We start from the raw sequence: 15854 nt of genomic DNA, 5'->3' as shown, positions 1-15854 counted from the left end.
CCGGCGTGAGTGAATCGACGGACGCGCCCACCCAAGCTCCGCCCGACGTGCGCGAGCGCTGGCAGCAGCTCGCGGAGGAGGTGCGCGAGCACCAGTTCCGCTACTACGTGCGCGACGCGCCGATCATCTCCGACGGCGCCTTCGACCAGTTGCTCGGCGCGCTGAAGCAGCTCGAGGACGACTACCCGGACCTGCGCGTCCCGGACTCCCCGACGCAGCTCGTCGGTGGGGGCTTCGCCACCGACTTCACCGCCGTCGACCACCTCGAGCGGATGCTCAGCCTCGACAACGTCTTCACCGAGGACGAACTGCGCGCCTGGGTTTCCCGCGTCGAGGCCGAGACGGGTCCGGACCTGCACTACCTGTGCGAGGTGAAGATCGACGGCGTCGCGCTGAGTCTGGTGTACGAGGACGGCCGCTTGCGCCGTGCCGCCACCCGCGGCGACGGCCGCACCGGCGAGGAGGTCACGCTCAATGCCCTCACGATCGACGACATCCCCGAAAGGCTCACCGCCACCGAGGAATTTCCCGTCCCCCGGGTTCTCGAGGTGCGGGGCGAGGTGTACTTCCGGCTCGAGGACTTCCACGCGCTCAACGCCGCCCTTGTCGCCGAGGGCAAGGCCCCGTTCGCCAATCCGCGCAACACCGCGGCCGGATCGCTGCGGCAGAAGAACCCCGCGGTGACCGCGCGGCGCCGCCTCGGGATGATCTGCCACGGGCTCGGCCGCGTCGAGGGATTCGAGCCGGTGTCGCTGTCGCAGTCCTACGCCGCCCTCGCCGCCTGGGGGTTGCCCGTCTCCGGGCACACCGCCCGCGTCGTCGGCGTCGAGGAGGTCGTCGCCCGGATGCGGTACTGGGGCGAGCACCGCCACGACGTCGAACACGAGATCGACGGGCTCGTCGTCAAGGTCGACGAGGTGTCCCTGCAGCGCCGGCTCGGCACCACCTCGCGCGCACCCCGGTGGGCGATCGCCTACAAGTACCCGCCGGAGGAGGTGACCACCACGTTGCTCGACATCCGCGTCAGCGTCGGCCGCACGGGCCGGGTCACCCCGTTCGCCTACATGGAACCGGTCACGGTGGCCGGGTCGACGGTCTCCCTCGCCACCCTGCACAACGCGGCGGAGGTGGCCCGCAAGGGCGTGCTCATCGGCGACACGGTGGTGCTGCGCAAGGCCGGTGACGTCATCCCCGAGGTGCTCGGCCCCGTGGTGGACCTGCGCGACGGCACCGAACGCGAGTTCGTCATGCCCACCGAATGCCCCGAGTGCGGGACACCGCTCGCCCCCGCCAAGGAGGGTGACGTGGACCTGCGCTGCCCCAACCAGCGGCACTGCCCCGCGCAGTTGCGTGAGCGGGTCTTCCACGTCGCGGGCCGCGGCGCATTCGACATCGAGGCGCTCGGCTACGAGGCGGCCACCGCGCTGCTCGAGGCCGGGGTGATCGCCGACGAGGGTGACCTGTTCGACCTGACCGCCGAGGACCTGCTGCGGACGTCGCTCTTCCGCACCAAGGCGGGGGCGCTGTCCGCCAACGGCAAGCGCCTGCTGGCGAATCTCCAAGCAGCCAAGGACAAGCCGCTGTGGCGGGTGCTGGTGGCACTGTCGATCCGGCACGTCGGCCCGACCGCCGCACGGGCGCTGGCCACCGAGTTCGGCAGCCTCGACCGGATCCGCGAGGCGTCCGTGGACGAGCTCGCCGCCGTCGAGGGGGTGGGACCGACCATCGCTGCGGCCCTGGGTGAATGGTTCGCCGTCGACTGGCACGTCGCGATCGTCGAGAAGTGGCGCGCGGCGGGGGTGCGCATGCTCGACGAGCGCGACGAATCCATCGAACGCACCCTTGAGGGCCTGTCGATCGTGGTCACCGGATCGCTCGAGGGCTTCTCGCGGGATCAGGCCAAGGAGGCGATCCTGCTCCGCGGCGGCAAGGCGGCCGGTTCGGTGTCGAAGAAGACCGCGTTCGTCGTCGTCGGCGATGCCCCGGGAACGAAGGCCGACAAGGCGGCCGAGCTGGGCATCCCCGTCCTCGACGAGGACGGGTTCCGCCGGCTGCTCGAACTCGGCCCGGACGGCGTCTCGGGTGGCCAGGACGCGATCGAGGAGGAGTTCGGCGAGCTCGAGAGCTGACCGGCGGCCGGAGCCGGTGTGACGGAGATCGCCCGGAAACCGTTTGGGCGGAAGGGGCGGGCACTGGGATAGTCCTCCAGTGATCGAGATCAGACGCGTGAGCCCGGACGAGTACGACGCCGTCGGCGCCCTCACCGTCGACGTGTACGTCGGCGGCGGATTCGTCGAGCCCGACGACCCGTACGCCGAGCGTCTGCGCGACACCGCCGCCCGCGACAAGCACGCCGAGGTGGTGGTCGCGCTCGCCGACGGCGAGATCGTCGGGTCCGTGACGCTGGCGGAGCCGGCGTCGCGCTTCGCCCACATCGCCGAGAAGGGCGAGCTCGAGTTCCGGATGCTGGCCGTCGCGCCGTCGGCGCGGGGCCGGGGTGTCGGGTCGGCGCTGGTGCGGCACGTCCTCGACACCGCCTACGACCGCGGCGATCGCGCCGTGGTGCTCTCCACGCAGCCGGACATGGTCGACGCGCGCCGCATCTACGACCGCAACGGATTCGTCCCCGTCCCCGAGCGGGACTGGGCGCCGGTGCCCGGCGTCGAGCTGAGCACCCTGGTCCGGGAGCTGGTCTGAGCCGTTCCGCTCAGCCGAGGACGGTTCCGATGATGCCGGCCAGGTAGCCGAGCCGGGCCACCTCGGACGGGCGGAACTCCGGGCCGCCGGGCCGGCCGAGCATCAGCACCCGGCCCTGGGTCCCCAGGGGCGCCGCCGCCAGGGTCGTGTTCATCGCTCGCCACAGGTCGGGCACCCACTCGCCCTCGTGGTCGAGCAGCATCGGCTTCTCGAGCGGCATCCACGGCACCTCCGCCGGCCGGGTCTCGGGGGCGCCGGAACTGCCGACCACCCGGTACACCCCGTACGGGCCGGTGTCGACGACGGTCGCCCAGCCGACGCGCAGCACCCGGGGCGCCCCGTCGACGAGCACCTGCAGCCGATCGTGGCGCGCGGTGGCGACCTGATCGATCAGCTCGAGTTCGCGGTGGGTGTCGAGGATTCCCGCATAGGGACGGATCGAGTCCACCGTCACGCCCTCGAGGCGTTCGGCGGCCGTGATGAGCGTGTCCGGCAGCGACCCGGCGTCGACGTCGACGACGAGATCGTCGATCGCGAAGCCGGCGCCGCGTTCGACGACGTCCAGCGAGAGGATGTCCGCACCGACCGAACCGAGCGCGACGGCGAGTGAACCGAGGCTGCCCGGCCGGTCGGGAAGCTGGACGCGTAACAGGTACGACACGTGCGTCCTTTCCCCGATTCCGAAGTCACGGCCGAGGCGCTCGGCCGGCGACGGACACCATCTTTTCACCCCCGCAGCACCGCCGGATGCCGGTCCGGCGGTGCTGCGCCGAGACGGGACAGGAAACCGCCGGTCACGCGGTCGTTGTCACACGAACGACACAGGTGTTTCTCCGAACTGCAACACGGCGGGCGGTCGGCGCGGGTCCGGGGAACCGGCGAAACCGTCCCGGTCGGCACGCACTACCCTGGACGGGACGTTCGTTTCTTCATCGGAAAGGGGTCACCGAAGGTGCCTGCCATCTCCCGTGACGAGGTCGCGCACCTCGCCCGGTTGTCCCGGCTCGCGCTGACCGACGCCGAACTCGACGAGTTCGCCGGCCAGCTGGATACGATCCTCAGCCACGTCAAGGCCGTGTCGGAGGTGGCTGCGGACGATGTGGCGCCGATGGCCAACCCGAACGCGGTGACCAACGTGACCCGCCCCGACGAGGTGCGCCCGGGCCTGACGCCGGAGCAGGCGCTCGCCGCCGCGCCGCTCGTCGAGGACGGCCGCTTCTCCGTCCCGCAGATCCTGGGGGAGGGCGAATGAGCGCCGACCTGACCCGGCTGGGCGCGGCCGACCTCGCCGACCGCATCCACTCCGGCGACGTCTCGTCGGTCGAGGTCACCCAGGCTCACCTCGACCGCATCGCCGAGGTCGACGGCGACTACCACGCCTTCCTGCACGTCGCGGGGGAGCAGGCGCTGGCCGCCGCCGCGGAGGTCGACCGCGCGGTCGCCGCGGGCGAGAGCCCGGCGTCGCCGCTGGCCGGCGTGCCGATCGCCCTCAAGGACGTGTTCACCACGACCGACATGCCCACCACGTGCGCCTCGAAGATCCTCGAGGGCTGGATGTCGCCGTACGACGCGACCCTGACGTCGAAGCTGCGGCGGGCCGGCATCCCCATCCTGGGCAAGACCAACATGGACGAGTTCGCGATGGGATCGTCCACCGAGAACTCCGCCTTCGGTCCCACCCGCAACCCGTGGGACACCACCCGGATCCCCGGTGGTTCCGGCGGCGGCTCCGCGGCCGCGCTGGCGTCCTACCAGGCGCCCCTGGCCATCGGCACCGATACCGGCGGCTCGATCCGCCAGCCCGCCGCCGTCACCGCCACGGTCGGCACCAAGCCCACCTACGGCACGGTCTCCCGGTTCGGCCTCGTCGCGTGCGCGTCGTCGCTCGACCAGGGCGGCCCGTGCGGCCGCACCGTGCTCGACACGGCGCTGCTGCACGAGGTGATCGCCGGCCACGACCCGCGCGACTCCACGTCGGTGGACGCGCCCGTCCGGCCGGTCGTCCAGGCGGCCCGGGAGGGCGCGCAGGGCGACCTGAAGGGCCTGCGCGTCGGCGTCGTCAAGGAGTTGCACTCGGACAGCTACCAGCCGGGCGTGCTGGCGTCCTTCGACGCGGCCGTGGCCACGCTCACCGAACTCGGCGCCGAGGTCGTCGAGGTCTCCTGCCCGCACTTCGAGTACGCGCTCGCCTCGTACTACCTGATCCTGCCGTCCGAGGTCTCCTCCAACCTCGCCCGCTTCGACGCCATGCGCTACGGCCTGCGCGTCGACGACGGCACGATGAGCGCCGAGCAGGTCATGGCCGCCACCCGGGCCGCCGGGTTCGGTAAGGAGGTCAAGCGCCGCATCATGATCGGCACCTACGCGCTGTCCTCCGGCTACTACGAGGCCTACTACGGGCAGGCGCTCAAGGTCCGCACCCTCATCGCGCGGGACTTCGAGAAGGCGTACGAGCAGGTCGACGTCCTCGTCTCGCCGACCAGCCCCTTCACCCCGTGGAAGATCGGCGAGAAGGTCGACGATCCGCTGGCGATGTACCTGTCGGACCTGTGCACGCTGCCGACCAACCTCGCCGGGCACTGCGCGATGTCCGTGCCGTCCGGGCTGTCCGCCGACGACGGGCTGCCCGTCGGCCTGCAGATCATGGCCCCGGCGCTCGCCGACGAGCGCCTCTACCGCGTCGGCGCCGCGTTCGAGGCCGCACGCGGCCCGATCGTCGCCTGAGTCCGGCCGAGGCCCGGTGCTCCGTCCCGGTCAGGGGTGGTCGCACCGGGCCTGGTCCGGGCCGTAGCGGTGCCCGTGACCGGGGGCCGCGTCCAGCGCCACCGGCAGGTCCAGCGTCGCCTGCACGAAACTGACCACCGGCAGCCACCGCGGCACGGGCGCGTCGCGTCGCGCTCGGGACAGGTCGGGCGGGGACCACAGCAGCGACGGCTGCCACCACACCACCGGATCCGACGTGTTCGCGGTGACGATCGCTCCGGCCGTGCGCACCGCGCCGGCCGGCGGACCCGCCCAGATCGCCGCGCAGGGACCCGCCGCGGCCGATGCGTGGTCGGCGAGCGCGGCGCTGCCCCCGATCGACCCGAGGCTCTGCCCGTACACGTGCAGCTGCGGGCGCCGGACCGGGTCCAGGGTGTCGAGGTGGGCGCGCACGGCCGTCAGGAGGGCGCGGGCCGACGCCGCGGCCGCGTTCCGGTCGAACAGGAACGTCACCCAGCTCGGCGCGGCCGAGTACTGCTGCGCCACGAGCGCGACGTCGCCGCCGAACACCGTGTCGAACCCCCGCACCGCGCCGGGGTCGATCCAGCCCGAGCCGGTGGGCACCGCCACCACGACGTGGGCGCGGGCGAACCCACCGGCGCGGTCGAGTTCGCGCACGGCCAGCGCGGCGCGCGAGCGGGCGTCCGCAGCGGATCCGAGCCCCACGTACGTGCGGATCGCGCCGGGATGCGCGTCGAGGGTCACGAAACGGCGGCCCTCGTCGCCCAGGGACTCCCAGGACACCAGGGACGACGGACTGCCGGCCACCGCGGCGGCGACGGGCCTCGCGACCGGGTCTGCCTGCCCGAGCCCCACGGGCACAATCGCGACGCCGACGCCCATGGCCACCGTGACAGCCGTGGCCGCGACCGCGCGGGTGCCGGCCCGCCGGCGCCACGCCCCCGGAACCCGGCCGATCGCCCGTACTGCCGCGAATATCAAGGGGGCACAACTACATACAACGATCCAGTGCGCCGGACCGGCGGGTGGTCGCCCCATCGACGCCCGCAACGCGTCCTGCCACTGCGCCGCGGCGAGCACCGCCCACCCGAGCGCGCCGGCCGCGACGACCAGCGCCGCCGGCCGCGCGGCCCCGGGCCGCGCGGATCCCCCGTGCCGCCGGCGGCGCACCCCGCCGGCCACGGCCGCGGCTGCGGCGGCGCATCCGGAGGCAGCGGCCTGTGCCAGGGCCGCACGGGGCAGCAGCGACGGCGCGAGCGAGACCCACACCGCGATCGTCACCGCCACGGTCGTCGCCACCCGCGGGCAGCGCCGCGCGAGCGAATCGACCCCCGCGTCCGCGGCCGCGGACGCCGCGAGCGCCCTCATCGCACCGCCCACCGCGCCGCCGCGGCCAACGTCCACACCACGGCCGCGTACGGCAGCGGTGACTCGGGAACCGGTGCCGCGTCGCGTTGCCGCCACGAATTGAACCGCACGGCAATCGACGCCACATCCGCGGTGAGGACGCACCAGCCGTCGCCGGGAGCCGCCGTGCGGCACGCCTCGTGCAGGTGCCGGCTCAGCCGGGCGTCCAGGCCGCGCCGCGCCTGCGGACCCGGTTCGTGTCCCACCGACCGGGCGTATCGCAGCAGGTCGTAGCCGAGATCGTGTTCACGGCAGGGTGTTTCGAAGAACTTCGGCAGGGGGACGGGGGACGAGCAGCCCCCGAGGGGATCCACCAGGATCCCGTCCTCGGTGACCGGGCGGTAGTGCATCGCCGGCTCGAAGCCGGCCGGGAAGACCTCGAGCGCCGCCGCGGTGTCGCCGTCGGACAGCGCCGCCACCGCCGCCGCCGTGGCGCCCCCGTGCGGCCTCGGCTCCCCCTCCGGACCAGCCTGCGCCCCAACGGTTCCCAGGAACAGCGCCGCGGCCGTACCCACCATCACTGTCGTCGCTCGTCTGCGCATGGCACGGACGTTAGGAACGACGGGGACCGCCGCGGATCCCACGCCGGAGCGGTCCGGCCGCGGCCGTCTGCCCCCACGGAGCCAGGCGCATCTCACCCCCTGGTATGACGACAGTGCGGGCGTCCCGTGCCTACCGTGGTGCCGTGCGCTGGACGAGAGAACGCGGCCGAGGCCGCTGGTGGACGATCGCGATCGTGGCGGCGACGCTGATCCTGTACGCGGTCGCGTGGCCCACGTTGCACCTCACCCACGAGGTGCCCGCACCGCTGATGCCCGTCGTCGCGGCGCTCGCGGCCGGGCCGTTCGTGGCGATCCGGACCGATCCCGCCCTCGGGTGGGCGGTCTCGGCCGGGGCCGCGCTGGCGATCCCGCGCGCCTTCGACCTCGTCCCCGGCTACGACTACCCCTGGCAGGTGGTGCACATCCTCGTGCTGTGCGCGCTGCTCGTCGCGGTGAGCATGCGCGCGTCCCTGCAGATCGCCGGGCTCGTGTGGGCGGCCACCGTGGTGCTGTTCTTCACCCACGTGCCGGGGCAGAACGGCTGGGGCTGGGCGCTCGGCCTGACCGCGATGGCGGTGTTCGGCCTGCTCGTGCGGTGGCTCGTGCTCTCCCGGCGGCAGCTGGCTCGGCAGGAGGAGGTCAGCGAACTCGAGCGGGCCCGCCGCGCGATCCTCGAGGAGAAGGCCCGCATCGCCCGCGACCTGCACGACATCGTCGCGCACCACATGTCCCTCGTCGTGGTGCAGGCGCAGAGCGCCCCGTACCGCCTGCCCGAGGTCCCCGAACCGGTGCGCGCGGAGTTCGAATCCATCGGGGCGACCGCCCGCGAGGCGCTCAACGAGGTGCGCGGCATGCTCGGCGTGCTCCGGAGCGACAACCTCGCCGACGTCAGCGACGGCGACGGCGAACGGGCGCAGGCTCCCCAGCCCGGCCTCGACCGGCTCGGCGACCTGTTCGAGGGCGCGCGGCGCGCCGGGATGGTCCTGTCCACCGCGACGGACGGTGACCCGGCGGGTGTCTCCGACGCCACCGCGCTCACGGTGTACCGCATCCTGCAGGAGTCGCTCGCCAACGCCGCCCGGCACGCCTCCGGGGCACCGGTCCAGGTCGGCGTGGCGTACGGACCGGACGAGGTGAGCGTGACCGTGCGCAACGGCCCCGGGCGCGCGGAGCCCGGACCCGGGGACCGCGGCGGCGGGAACGGCATCCGCGGCATGGTCGACCGGGCGCTGGCGGTCGGAGGGCGGCTCGTGGCCCATCCCGTCCCGGGCGGTGGATTCGAGGTGCGAGCGCAGCTGCCGCGCGTCCCGGCGGCCTAGGCTGAGGCCGTGACGGACCCGAGCGCAGCCGCGACCCCCATCACCGTGTTGATCGCCGACGACCAGGCCATGGTGCGGCAGGGCTTCGGCGCCCTGCTCGCCGCCCAACCCGACATCAGCGTGATCGGCGACGCCCCGGACGGTCGGCGGGCCGTCGCGGAGGCGGCCCGCCTGCGTCCCGACGTGGTCCTGATGGACGTGCGGATGCCCGAGATGAACGGACTCGACGCGGCCCGGCACATCCTCGCCGGGCGCACCGATCCGCCGACACGTGTGCTGATGCTCACCACCTTCGACATCGACGACTACGTCTACGAGGCACTGGGCCTGGGCGCCAGCGGATTCCTGCTCAAGGACGCGCCCGCCGACGAACTGATCCGGGCGGTCCGCGTCGTCGCCGACGGCCAGGCGCTGCTCGCGCCGACCGTCACGCGCCGCCTCATCGCGGACGTCACCCGCCGGCGGTCGCCGCGCCGCGGCCGCGATCGGGCGCTCGACGTCCTCACCCCGCGCGAACGCGAGGTGCTCGAGCTGATCGCCCGCGGGCTGTCGAACCAGGAGATCGCCGCGCACCTGTTCGTCGCGGAGCAGACGGTCAAGACGCACGTGGGGAAGGTGCTCGGGAAGCTGAACCTGCGGGACCGGGCGCAGGCGGTGGTACTGGCGTACGAGTCCGGACTGGTCGTGCCGGGGTGAGCGGCACCCGCGATCGGGATGCCGCGGGCGCCGCGCCGGGGCAGTATTGCCGGGAGGACCACCGACAACCTGCACGACCGGCACGGAGGTACGGATGACGCGCATCGGCATTCTCACCAGCGGCGGGGACTGCCCCGGCCTGAACGCGGTGATCCGCGGAGCGGTCCTCAAGGGCAGGACCGTCTACGGTCAGGAGTTCGTCGGATTCCTCGACGGCTGGCGTGGTTTGGTGGAAGGCGACGCAATCCCCTTGGATCGCAGCAAGGTTCGGGGATTGTCGCATCAGGGCGGCACTATTCTCGGCACCAGCCGGTTCGGCCCCTATCAAGGACCGAACGGCGGCGCGGAGAACATCGCCCGCACGCTCGAGCGCATGGGCGTCGACGCCGTGATCGCCATCGGCGGCGAGGGCACGGCCGCCGCGTCCAAGCGGCTGTTCGAGGAGGGCATCCGGATCGTCGGAGTGCCGAAGACCATCGACAACGACCTCGGCCAGACGGACTACACCTTCGGCTTCGACACCGCCGTCGAGATCGCGACCGAGGCGATCGACCGGCTGCGCACCACCGGCAACTCGCACAAGCGCTGCATGGTCCTCGAGGTGATGGGCCGGGAGGCGGGGTGGATCGCGCTGCACTCCGGCACCGCCGGGGGTGCCCACGCCATCCTCATCCCCGAACAGCCCGAGAGCATCGAGCAGATCTGCGAATGGGTCACCAGCGTCCGCGACCGCGGCCGGGCCCCCATGGTGGTGGTCGCGGAGGGATTCACCCTGCCGGAGATGACCGAGGCGTACTCCGACAAGGGGCGCGACGAGTTCGACCGGCCGCGGCTCGGCGGCATCGCCGACGTCCTCGCCCCGATGATCGAGGAGCGCACCGGCATCCAGACCCGCGCCACGATCCTGGGCTACATCCAGCGCGGCGGCGTGCCCACGGCCTTCGACCGGGTGCTCGCCACCCGCCTGGGCATGGCGGTCACCGATCTCGTCGCCGACGAGGAGTGGGGGCACATGGTGGCGCTGCACGGAACCGACATCGCCCGGGTCGGTTTCGACGAGGCGCTCGCCAACCACAAGCGGGTGCCGAAGGACCGCTACGAGGAGATGCGGATCATCTTCGGGTGAGGTCGCGCCGCGCGTGAGGGCCGGTTCGCCGCATGGCGGCACCGTCTAAAATCGAGCGCATGACTGCCGCCATGTCCGATGATCTGCTCGCCTACGACGAGGTGCTCGCGAAGTTCGAGCCCGTGATGGGCATGGAGGTGCACGTCGAGCTGCACACCGCGACCAAGATGTTCTGCCCGTGCCCGACCACGTTCGGCGCCGAACCCAACACGCAGGTGTGCCCGGTGTGCCTCGGCCTGCCCGGCTCGCTGCCCGTCGTCAACCAGGCGGCGGTGGAGTCGGCGATCCGCATCGGCCTTGCGCTGAACTGCTCGATCACGCCGTGGGGCCGGTTCGCGCGGAAGAACTACTTCTACCCGGACCAGCCGAAGAACTACCAGATCTCGCAGTACGACGAGCCGATCGCCACCGACGGCTACCTCGACGTGGTCCTCGACGACGGCAGCACGTGGCGCGTGGAGATCGAGCGCGCGCACATGGAGGAGGACACCGGCAAGTCGCTGCACGTCGGTGGCGCCACGGGCCGCATCCACGGGGCGAGCCACTCGCTGCTCGACTACAACCGCGCCGGGGTGCCGCTCATCGAGATCGTCACCAAGCCCATCGTCGGCGCCGGCGAGCGCGCCCCCGAGGTCGCCCGCGCCTACGTCACCGCGCTGCGGGACCTGCTGAAGGCCCTCGACGTGTCCGACGTGCGCATGGACCAGGGCTCGATGCGCTGCGACGCCAACCTCTCCCTCAACCCGATCGGAGCGGCGGAGTTCGGCACCCGCACCGAGACGAAGAACGTCAACTCGCTCAAGTCGGTCGAGGTCGCCGTGCGGTACGAGATGCGCCGCCAGGCCGCGGTCCTGACCGCGGGCGGCACGGTGATCCAGGAGACCCGGCACTTCCAGGAGGCCGACGGCACCACCTCGCCGGGCCGGCGCAAGGAGACCGCGGAGGACTACCGCTACTTCCCGGAACCGGACCTCGAACCGATCGCCCCGAGCGCGGAGTGGATCGAGGACCTGCGCGCCACCCTCCCCGAGCTGCCGTGGCTGCGGCGCGCCCGGATCCAGGCCGAGTGGGGCATCTCCGACGAGGAGATGCGCGACCTCGTCAACGCCGGCGCCCTGGACCTGATCATCGCCACCACCGAGGCCGGCGCCCCCGCCTCCGAGTCCCGGTCCTGGTGGGTCGCCTACCTGGCCCAGCAGGCCAACACCCGCGGCGTCGAGCTCGTCGAGCTGCCGATCACCCCGGAGCAGGTCGCGCAGGTGATCGCCCTCGTCGCCGACGGCACGCTCACCAACAAGCTCGCCCGCAAGGTCGTCGACTACGTGCTCGCCGGTGAGGGCGACCCGAAGCAGATCCTCGCTGCGCACCCCGAACTCGTGGTCGTGCGCGACGACTCGCTCATCAAGTCGGAGGTGGAGAAGGCGCTGGCCGCCAACCCCGACATCGCCGACAAGATCCGCAGCGGCAAGGTCCAGGCGGCCGGCAAGATCGTCGGCGACGTGATGAAGGCCACCCGCGGCCAGGCCGACCCGGCCCTGGTCAAGGAGCTCGTGCTCGCCGCCTGCAGCTGAGTTCTTCCACGAGAGGTTCTTCCGCGAGCGGGCGGCCTGCCGGGATGGCAGGCCGCCCGTGTGTCTACTGCGTGTCGCCGGCGATGTTCACCATCCACTGGATGCCGAACTTGTCGGTGCACATGCCGAAGTGGTCGCCCCACGGTGCTCGCTCGAGCGGCATGGCGATGGTTCCGCCGTCGCTCAGCTGGTCCCAGTAGCCCCGCAGCTCGGCCTCGTCGTCGCCGCTGAGCGAGATCGAGATGTTGTCCCCCGGGTTGTAGCTCATCTGGTTGGGGGTGTCCGCCGCCATCAGGACGAGACCGTTCGGGCTCGCCAGCATCGAATGCATGATCTTGTCCTGCTCGGACGGGTCGTCGCTCGCGTGCATCTCCGCGAACGTGCTCACATCCAATTCTCCGCCGAACACGGATCGGTAGAACTCCATGGCCTGGCGGGCATTGTCGCGAAAGCTGATGTACGGATTCAGGCGTGTGGTCATGCGGGCCCCTCCCTCGGGCGTGCCACTGCTTCGGACCGATCGGCGACATTGTTGCACCGTCCCGGGTCGAACGGGGAAGTGTGCCGGAAGCAATTGCGACACAGTCGAATTCGAGTAATCCGAACCGTCGCGGGAGCGGGTGCGGGCGGATCCGCCGCGAAAACGCTGAGATTCGACCGAAACGTCCGTATTGTCACTGTCGTCGTGGGGCGGGTCGACGCTCACGGCGCACGGGCGGCCGGATTTCTCGTCGGACATCGCGGAGGATCAATGTGCACTCGGGCAATGTGGACCGGAAGCGGGCACGGCGTTCTCGTCGGCCGGAACATGGACTGGCGCGAGGAGATGGACACGAACCTGTGGTCACTTCCGCGGGGGGTCGACAGGATCGGGCACGACCGCGATCCCGACCCGGTGACCTGGACGGCCCGGTACGGCAGTCTCGTGGCCGCCGTCTGGGACAACGCCACGAGCGACGGGATCAACGAGCGCGGCCTGGCCGCTCACGTGCTGTGGCTCGCGGAGGCGGACTTCGGGGAACGGGACCCGGAACTGCCCGCGCTCGCGGTGTCCCTGTGGCCGCAGATCTTTCTGGACCTGTGCGGCACCGTCGACGAGTGCCTCGCCCTGATGGCCGAGCGGCCCTTCCAGGTCCGACCGTTGATCGAGCCGCGCTCCCAGCGTCCCGCGACCGTGCATCTGGCCCTCGAGGACGCGAGCGGTGACTCCCTGATCCTCGAGCATATCGGTGGAACGCTGCGGATACATCACGGCCGCGCGAACACCGTCATGACGAATTCACCGCCGTACGACGAGCAGATCGAACTCCGGAAGAGCTTTACCGGTTTCGGGGGATCCGAGCCGCTGCCCGGCACCACGGAGGCGTCCGACCGCTTCGTCCGGGCAAGTTACTATCTCGACCGACTGCCCGCCGTGGAGACCCCGGCCCGTGCGTATGCGGCGCTGCTCAGCGTCATGCGCAATGTCGCGCAACCGTTCGGCGAACCCGATCCGCAACGGCCGAACATCTCGATGACGATCTGGCGCACGCTGACGGACCTGACCGAGGGGCTGTACATGTTCGAATCGTCGTTCAGCCCGAACATCGTGTGGACCCGGTCGGCCGACCTGGACTTCTCGACCTGCCGCAAGCTCGACCTTGCGAAACCGGGCCTGCTGGGCAACGTGAGCGGCGCGTTCACCGACGCGGCCGAGCCGCCCTTCACGCTGTCGTGACGTACCCCGAGACGAACGGTTCCGGCTAGTCGAAGCCGCCCCCGCCGGCGGGGAACTGGATCAGCACGACCCGATCGTCGTTCGGGCCCGGTTCGCCGCCGGCCTTGTTGACGGTGGACACCCACAGCTGCCCGTCGCCGCCCGCCGACGCGCCGCCGAGACGGCCGTAGCGGTCCTGCACCGCCGGCACGGGCGCCGCCGTCACCGCCCCTGTTCCCGGATCGATGGCGACCACCGCAACCGCCTTGCCGTCCGTCAGCGACACCGCGACCGCGTCCGCACCGGCCGCGCATCCGGCCACGCCCGGACGCTCGGGCCACGTCCAGGCGGGGGACGCGCCCACCGCGCCGTCCACGCCGACACGCTGCAGCCGGTCCTCGAGCGCGGTGCGGTCGGTGACCCACAGGTTTCCGGCGGGATCCCGGCACACGTCGCCGGCCGTTCCGATCCCCGAGAGCACGACCGACGGCGCCGCGGCCGCGCCCGGCGCCGGCAGAGGCATCCGCAGCAGCTTCCCGGCGAGCGACGCCGGATCGGCGGCCGCGGCCGGATTCCCGGCGTCGCCGGTGAGCACCACCAGGTCGGTGGGTGAGGTGAACTCGAGCGCGCCCGCGTTCCCGCTCGCCCCCCGCGGGATGCCGGTGAACACGGGCTTCGGGACGTCGCCCGCGGCGAGCCGCACGACGCGGTTGTCGGTCGGGGTGGTGATGTAGGCGTAGAGCAGCCGATCCTCGTCGAAGGTCGGCGACAGCGCGAGATCGAGCAGCCCGCCGTCGCCGGAACCGTCGACCGGCACGGTGGCCACCTCCACCGGTTCCGTCCGCGGTGCCACCCGCAGGATCCGGCCCGTGCGCCGCTCCGCGACGAGAGCGGAGCCGCCGTCCGGCATGGTGACCAGCCCTCCCGTGGTGTCGAGGCACGTGGCGACCACCGCGGGGTCGGGGTCCTGACACGGGCCCGGCGGTGTCGGCGGTGCGCCCGGCGTCGTGGTCGTCGTCGGGGGCTCGAGCGGTTCGAGTTCGGCGCCCGCGTCGAAGCTCGGCTCCGGCGTGAACGGGGTGGTGGTCGCGTCGTCGAAACGGGCACACGACGTGGTGAGGGCGAGCAGACCCACGATCGACGCGACCGTCGCTCGCATCCGTCGCGACCCACCGACTCTCGCGCGCCTCGTCATGACCATGACGTTACCGGGGCGGCGCGCCCCGACTCGGTTCCCGGGTCGGCCGACCCGGGCGACCTACCCTGGTTCGGTGACCGACAAGGCGAAAGACCACGTCCCGGAGCCGACGCCGCAGGATGCCGCGGAGCCGGTGTCGAGTCCCTACGACAATCCCACCCTGGAGCTGCAGCGCCCCCGCTCGTCGATGCTCGAGTCCGATGACGACCTCGATCTCGACAACTCCGCCTTCGAGCGGCGCGGCCCGGCGCAGTACGGGTACGCGGACTCCGACGTCGCCCCCACCGAGCGGATGCACCGGTACGAGCCCGCGGGCGCCGTCGCGGCGCCGATCGGAGCGGAGACCGGTGCCGCGCCCGGGCCGGCGAAGGCGCGCCGCGGCACACTGGACCTGGGGTTGCTCGTGCTGCGGCTCGTCGTCGGCGGCACGATGGTGGTGCACGGGGTGCAGAAGCTGACAGGGCTGTGGGGCGGCCCCGGCATGGACGGGTTCGAGGCGATGCTCGCCGACGCGGGCTACCAGCGTCCGGCCCTGCTCGCGGTGCTCGGTGCGGTGGGGGAGGTGGCGGCCGGAGCGCTGCTGATCCTCGGGTTGCTCACCCCGCTCGCCGCCGCCGCCGTGCTGGCGATCATGATCAACGCGTGGTTGTTCCGGCAGTCCGCCGAGCCGGGACTGCAGTACTTCGCGCCGGACGGGGTGGAGTACGAGACCCTGCTCGCGGCCGCCGCCGCAGTGATCGTGCTGACCGGTCCCGGTCGGGTCGCGGTCGACGGCACCCGCGGCTGGGCGACCCGGCCGTTCGCCGGCTCGTTCGTCGCGCTGCTGCTCGGCGTCGCGGGTGGGGTCTGCCTCTGGATATTCGGCCGCTGACGCGGAC

Annotated in this window: 15 protein-coding genes; 10 read left to right on the top strand and 5 right to left on the bottom strand. The window is 72.2% G+C overall.

All coding sequences use genetic code 11. The annotated features are described in order from the left end of the window. The first annotated feature begins 5 nt into the window (after positions 1 to 5). Complete coding sequence (gene ligA, locus AIIKEEIJ_RS20990) at positions 6 to 2129, top strand: NAD-dependent DNA ligase LigA (RefSeq protein WP_029544445.1); 2124 nt, start codon at positions 6 to 8, stop codon at positions 2127 to 2129. Positions 2130 to 2208: 79 nt separating this feature from the next. After that, positions 2209 to 2697: a GNAT family N-acetyltransferase gene (locus tag AIIKEEIJ_RS20985; RefSeq protein WP_029544443.1), complete on the top strand. Its 489-nt coding sequence runs from the start codon at positions 2209 to 2211 to the stop codon at positions 2695 to 2697. A gap of 10 nt (positions 2698 to 2707) precedes the next feature. Here the strand turns inward: AIIKEEIJ_RS20985 and AIIKEEIJ_RS20980 are convergent, their stop codons facing one another. Beyond that, complete coding sequence (locus AIIKEEIJ_RS20980; protein WP_006942337.1) at positions 2708 to 3358, bottom strand: hypothetical protein; 651 nt, start codon at positions 3356 to 3358, stop codon at positions 2708 to 2710. A gap of 291 nt (positions 3359 to 3649) precedes the next feature. Here AIIKEEIJ_RS20980 and gatC point away from each other — a divergent pair, with 291 nt between their 5' ends. Then, the gene (gatC, locus tag AIIKEEIJ_RS33175; protein WP_029544440.1) at positions 3650 to 3949 is read left to right on the top strand and encodes an Asp-tRNA(Asn)/Glu-tRNA(Gln) amidotransferase subunit GatC; all 300 of its coding nucleotides are present in this window, start codon (positions 3650 to 3652) and stop codon (positions 3947 to 3949) included. Next, the gene (gene gatA, locus AIIKEEIJ_RS20970; RefSeq protein WP_161996481.1) at positions 3946 to 5421 is read left to right on the top strand and encodes an Asp-tRNA(Asn)/Glu-tRNA(Gln) amidotransferase subunit GatA; all 1476 of its coding nucleotides are present in this window, start codon (positions 3946 to 3948) and stop codon (positions 5419 to 5421) included. Before gatC ends, gatA begins: the two co-directional genes overlap by 4 nt. 30 nt (positions 5422 to 5451) lie before the next feature. Here gatA and AIIKEEIJ_RS20965 read toward each other — a convergent pair whose 3' ends face one another. Together AIIKEEIJ_RS20965 and AIIKEEIJ_RS20960 are read right to left on the bottom strand one after the other, a co-directional pair. Continuing rightward, entirely contained in the window at positions 5452 to 6825 is a 1374-nt protein-coding gene (locus tag AIIKEEIJ_RS20965) for an alpha/beta hydrolase (protein WP_260325663.1), read from the bottom strand. Continuing rightward, on the bottom strand, positions 6786 to 7370 hold the full coding sequence (locus tag AIIKEEIJ_RS20960) for a hypothetical protein (RefSeq protein WP_238406504.1): 585 nt from the start codon (positions 7368 to 7370) through the stop codon (positions 6786 to 6788). The genes AIIKEEIJ_RS20965 and AIIKEEIJ_RS20960 overlap by 40 nt, the downstream gene beginning before the upstream one ends. Positions 7371 to 7474: 104 nt before the next feature. On the opposite strand from AIIKEEIJ_RS20960, the gene AIIKEEIJ_RS20955 reads away from it, so the two are divergent. The 4 genes from AIIKEEIJ_RS20955 to gatB all read left to right on the top strand — a co-directional run bounded on the left by AIIKEEIJ_RS20955 (position 7475) and on the right by gatB (position 12082). Then, positions 7475 to 8689, top strand: coding sequence for a sensor histidine kinase (locus AIIKEEIJ_RS20955; RefSeq protein WP_202917350.1), 1215 nt, complete (start codon positions 7475 to 7477; stop codon positions 8687 to 8689). A 9-nt stretch (positions 8690 to 8698) separates the two neighbouring features. After that, positions 8699 to 9385 carry a response regulator gene (locus AIIKEEIJ_RS20950; protein WP_006942343.1) on the top strand — a complete coding sequence of 229 codons (687 nt, stop codon included), beginning with the start codon at positions 8699 to 8701 and terminating at the stop codon, positions 9383 to 9385. Positions 9386 to 9479: 94 nt separating this feature from the next. Beyond that, the gene (locus AIIKEEIJ_RS20945; protein WP_006942344.1) at positions 9480 to 10511 is read left to right on the top strand and encodes a 6-phosphofructokinase; all 1032 of its coding nucleotides are present in this window, start codon (positions 9480 to 9482) and stop codon (positions 10509 to 10511) included. Positions 10512 to 10570: 59 nt separating this feature from the next. Further along, positions 10571 to 12082 carry an Asp-tRNA(Asn)/Glu-tRNA(Gln) amidotransferase subunit GatB gene (gene gatB / locus AIIKEEIJ_RS20940; protein WP_006942345.1) on the top strand — a complete coding sequence of 504 codons (1512 nt, stop codon included), beginning with the start codon at positions 10571 to 10573 and terminating at the stop codon, positions 12080 to 12082. A gap of 64 nt (positions 12083 to 12146) precedes the next feature. On the opposite strand, the gene AIIKEEIJ_RS20935 is transcribed toward gatB, so the two are convergent. Beyond that, positions 12147 to 12563: a VOC family protein gene (locus tag AIIKEEIJ_RS20935; protein WP_006947411.1), complete on the bottom strand. Its 417-nt coding sequence runs from the start codon at positions 12561 to 12563 to the stop codon at positions 12147 to 12149. Between the two features lie 285 nt (positions 12564 to 12848). Between AIIKEEIJ_RS20935 and AIIKEEIJ_RS20930 the strand changes: the two genes are divergently transcribed. After that, positions 12849 to 13799, top strand: a complete 951-nt coding sequence (locus tag AIIKEEIJ_RS20930) for a linear amide C-N hydrolase (RefSeq protein ID WP_029544427.1) — start codon at positions 12849 to 12851, stop codon at positions 13797 to 13799. A 25-nt stretch (positions 13800 to 13824) separates the two neighbouring features. Here the strand turns inward: AIIKEEIJ_RS20930 and AIIKEEIJ_RS20925 are convergent, their stop codons facing one another. Beyond that, positions 13825 to 14937 carry a PQQ-dependent sugar dehydrogenase gene (locus AIIKEEIJ_RS20925; RefSeq protein WP_006947419.1) on the bottom strand — a complete coding sequence of 371 codons (1113 nt, stop codon included), beginning with the start codon at positions 14935 to 14937 and terminating at the stop codon, positions 13825 to 13827. A gap of 112 nt (positions 14938 to 15049) precedes the next feature. Between AIIKEEIJ_RS20925 and AIIKEEIJ_RS34090 the strand changes: the two genes are divergently transcribed. Next, positions 15050 to 15847: a DoxX family protein gene (locus AIIKEEIJ_RS34090; RefSeq protein WP_050035413.1), complete on the top strand. Its 798-nt coding sequence runs from the start codon at positions 15050 to 15052 to the stop codon at positions 15845 to 15847. Positions 15848 to 15854: the final 7 nt, after the last annotated feature.

Source organism: Rhodococcus sp. YH1 (assembly GCF_009939605.1).
Classification (GTDB): Bacteria; Actinomycetota; Actinomycetes; order Mycobacteriales; family Mycobacteriaceae; genus Rhodococcus; species Rhodococcus aetherivorans.
The sequence above is the reverse complement of the archived record's forward strand: the minus strand, read 5'-3'. Positions and strand labels throughout refer to the sequence as shown.